General features: G+C 66.2%; 4 protein-coding genes. 2 read left to right on the top strand and 2 right to left on the bottom strand.

Features of this window, described 5'->3' with window-relative positions; all coding sequences use genetic code 11:
- The first annotated feature begins 261 nt into the window (after positions 1 to 261).
- Complete coding sequence (locus EN781_RS29065; protein WP_126055667.1) at positions 262 to 687, top strand: nuclear transport factor 2 family protein; 426 nt, start codon at positions 262 to 264, stop codon at positions 685 to 687.
- 84 nt (positions 688 to 771) lie between these two features.
- Here EN781_RS29065 and EN781_RS29060 read toward each other — a convergent pair whose 3' ends face one another.
- Positions 772 to 2,277 carry a peptidase S10 gene (locus EN781_RS29060; protein ID WP_126055666.1) on the bottom strand — a complete coding sequence of 502 codons (1,506 nt, stop codon included), beginning with the start codon at positions 2,275 to 2,277 and terminating at the stop codon, positions 772 to 774.
- Between the two features lie 256 nt (positions 2,278 to 2,533).
- On the opposite strand from EN781_RS29060, the gene EN781_RS29055 reads away from it, so the two are divergent.
- A complete protein-coding gene (locus EN781_RS29055) occupies positions 2,534 to 3,040 on the top strand; it encodes an OsmC family protein (RefSeq protein ID WP_127400574.1) in 507 nt (168 codons plus the stop codon).
- Positions 3,041 to 3,042: 2 nt separating this feature from the next.
- Here EN781_RS29055 and EN781_RS29050 read toward each other — a convergent pair whose 3' ends face one another.
- Positions 3,043 to 3,264, bottom strand: a complete 222-nt coding sequence (locus tag EN781_RS29050) for a hypothetical protein (protein ID WP_126055664.1) — start codon at positions 3,262 to 3,264, stop codon at positions 3,043 to 3,045.
- Between the last annotated feature and the right edge of the window lie 133 nt (positions 3,265 to 3,397).

Below are 3,397 nucleotides of genomic sequence, written 5' to 3'. Positions count from 1 at the left end.
AGCCTATACGGGCGATGGCCAGCGCGGCGCTACGCCAGCTCCGGCCTTGCGTTGGGGCACAGGCTGACGGCCTGCAGCTCGCATGGACAAAAGCCACCTGACGGGGCCGAGCAAGCCCATGTCCGGCGCCTTGCAATGCTGGACGGCCACAGCCCAATCAGGTAATTTTGAGGCTTGCGGATTGATCGGCGTGGCTCGCTCGGGCAGCGGACTAAGGAGAGGGTGCGCCAATGCGTGCGCTGCATAAGTCCGGGAATTCCGATGACTGATGTGATCGATCGACTGGTGAGGGCGATGAACGCGCACCAGCTCGACGCTGTCACCGCACTCATCCACGAGAACTACCGCAGCGTACAGCCGGCCCATCCGGGCAGAGCCTTTGTCGGGCGCGACCAGATGCGCGCCAACTGGGAGGCCATGTTCGCGGGCATCCCTGACTTCCACGCGACGGTCACGCGCTCGGTCCAGGACGGTGACACGACCTGGACGGAATGGCATTGGTCCGGCACTCGCCGCGACGGGCAGCCCTTCGAGATGCGCGGGGTCACGCTGTTCGAGATCGTCGACGGCCGGATTGCGGCCGGGCGACTGTATCTGGAGGACGTCGAGCGGCAGGTTGTCGGCATCGAAGACGCGGTCGAAGCCCTCTCCGGGCGCCGTCCGCCAGCTGCTGGCACCAGTTCGTGACCTCACGACCGCCCCGAAGGGCACGCTCCGCCGCTAAACCGGCCTGTCGCGATGATGCCTCGCTCCGCCGATCAGGACACGACCCTATTGCGTTGCCTGGTAGAGCTCCGCCGCCGCCTCCTTCAGCGCGCGCCTGCCGTCCGGCCTGAAATACATCATGTGCCCGCCCTCCACGACATCGACGCGGATGGGCCTGGCATCGGCGAGCGGTGGGACCTGGTTCACCAGGTAGCGTGAGGCGAGATAGGGCGTGACGAGGTCGGTGTAGCCGTTGACGATGACGACGCCGAGGGCTGGGTTCAGCGAACGGGCCCGCTGCAGATCGTCCATCACGCCGGCATAACCTTGCCGCGAGGTGCCGTAGTCCCAATTGTGGGTGACGTCGCCGTTGAGCAGGCGGTAGCTGATATCGGTGTGGAAATTGAGCTCGTCGCTGATATAGCCGACAAAGGCCGAGGTGAGCGCCGGCACGCTGCGGTCGAGCACCGGATCGGGACCGGCGATGCGGGCGCTCTCGGGCGCGATGTCGGCGGTGCCGATTGTAGCGTCATAGGGGCTCAGCACCTTGCCTTTGGCGCGGGCGAATTCCCTTGCGAACAGCGATGTCGGGATGCGGGCGAAATTCCGCTGGACGAGGTCGAGCGGCAGGCCGGTGATGTCGGACACGCGCTGGCTCGCCAGCCGTCCGCCTTGCTCCAGCCCGCCGGCCAAGGCGGTCAGGTAGTCGCCCATGGCATAATGTTCGACCTCGGCGAGCTTTTCCCGCAACGCATCGCCGCTGACGCCTTCGCTGCGCAGGCGCACCGCCGCCAGCGATGGCAGTTCCAGCGCCCAGTGCAGCGGCTCGAATTCGTCTGGCTGCACCAGCATGAATTCCAGCGCCGGCGAGATCAGCACGATGCCGCTGGGGCTGATGCCGACATCTTCCTGCAGCGTCCTCGCCAGCAGAGCCGCGCGGAAGCCGCCATAGCTTTCGCCGGCGAGGAAGAGCGGCGAAGCAGTGCGGCCGTTCTGCGCCAGATAGAGCCGGATGAAGGCGCCGATCGAACTGGCATCCTGATTGACGCCCCAGAAATCGTGCGTGTCCTGGCCGGGCGCCTCGCGGCTGTAACCGGTGCCGACTGGATCGACGAAGACGAGGTCGCTCATGTCGAGCCAGCTGTCCGGATTGTCGATCAGTTTTTGCGGCGAGGGCAGGAATTCCCCGTCGGCTCCGGTGGCGATGATGCGCGGGCCGAGCGCGCCGAGATGCAGATAGGCGGAGGCCGCGCCGGGGCCGCCATTGAAGACGAAGGTGATCGGGCGGTGGGGTTCCTTCGCCGCATTCGCTGGCGGCGGCAGCGTATAGGCGACGTAGAAAATCTCGGCCGTGACATCGCCCCTGCCGGAAAGCAGCGACAGCGTGCCGGCCTTGGCCTGATAGTCGAGCTTGCGTCCGGCGATGGTGATCGAATGGTTCGTCGTCTGCGGCTGCGGCAAGAGCGACAGCACGCCGCCCGCTGGCGCCGGCGGCTCGGTGGTCCCGGCAAGGACCGGCTGGGCGAAGGCGGCAAGAGCCAGCAGGGGGACGAGTTTCAGCTTGAACCGCATGATGCCTCCGCGGGAACGACTTCCGCATAGGTATGGTCGAGAGGGTCGAAGTCAAAGGGGCGTCTCAAGACTTGGGTTCCTCGCCCTCGCCAAGGGCGGCGGAGAGGTGGCCGCGAAGCGGACGGAGAGGGGGCTTCGTAGGGCGCTCCCCTTTCCGTCTCGGCTTCGCCGAGCCACCTCCCCCCATTTCAGGGGGGTGAGGAACCCAAGCCGGAATAATGTGCTATCAACCACCAAAGTATCGAAAGGAGCGCAAATGGACGCCACCGCACTCAAGGCCATGCAGGCGCCTCTGAAGGAAGCCTATCGCGAGGACGCCTCGAGCGCTCTGATCACGCTTCGCGCCAGGGGCTCGATCGACGACCAGTCGATCGCTTGCAAGGTGGAGACGGGCAGGGCGCTGGCCATCGCCGGGCTGCACCCCGCGACCGGCGGGACCGGGCTCGAGTCCTGGCCGGGCGACATGCTGCTCGAGGCGCTGGTGGCCTGCGCCGGCGTGACGCTGAAGGCGGTGGCGACGGCTCTGGAGTTCAAGCTCGGCGCTGCCACGGTGCAGGCGGAGGGCGATCTCGATTTTCGCGGCACGCTGGGCGTTGCCAGGGAGGCGCCGGTCGGCTTCCGCGCCATCCGGCTCAGTTTCGACCTCGACACCGACGAGCCGCAGGAACGCATCGATTCGCTGCTCAAGCTCACCGAACGCTATTGCGTGGTGTTCCAGACCATCAGCACCAAGCCTGAGCTGACAGTCAGCGTGAAACGCTGAAGCTACTGCGCCGAGGGCTCTTCGGCATCCCCTTCGTCGGTGAAGGGCGAGGCGCTCGGCACGCACTGCACCGCCCAGCCCTGGGGTGTCGGCTGCTTCTGGTATTCGGTGATGGCGTTGGTGCATTGTTCGCGGGTGTCGAAGGTGCTGGGCAGGACCACCATGCCGCCCTGCGGGCCGGCGATCACCAGATACCAGACCAATGCTACGCTGGGAGCAGCCATGGGAATTCCTCACTGTGTTGGTGTGGGAGAGTCGGCCGATCCTAGCAACTCCGGGCGAGCGGTGAAAGCTCGCCCGGCGCGCGGTGCTTGCGCGCGACATCACAGCCGCGTGATGTCAATCCCGCTCTTCAGG

Source organism: Mesorhizobium sp. M4A.F.Ca.ET.090.04.2.1 (assembly GCF_003999085.1).
In the GTDB taxonomy this organism is placed as follows: domain Bacteria; phylum Pseudomonadota; class Alphaproteobacteria; order Rhizobiales; family Rhizobiaceae; genus Mesorhizobium.
This window is presented reverse-complemented; position numbering and strand designations above follow the sequence as displayed.

What these genes read in the sequence shown, in the direction of transcription:
- EN781_RS29065 (WP_126055667.1), top strand. Translation starts at nt 262, where the DNA reads ATGACTGATGTGATCGATCGACTGGTGAGGGCGATGAACGCGCACCAG.
- EN781_RS29060 (WP_126055666.1), bottom strand. Translation starts at nt 2,277, where the DNA reads ATGCGGTTCAAGCTGAAACTCGTCCCCCTGCTGGCTCTTGCCGCCTTC.
- EN781_RS29055 (WP_127400574.1), top strand. Translation starts at nt 2,534, where the DNA reads ATGGACGCCACCGCACTCAAGGCCATGCAGGCGCCTCTGAAGGAAGCC.
- EN781_RS29050 (WP_126055664.1), bottom strand. Translation starts at nt 3,264, where the DNA reads ATGGCTGCTCCCAGCGTAGCATTGGTCTGGTATCTGGTGATCGCCGGC.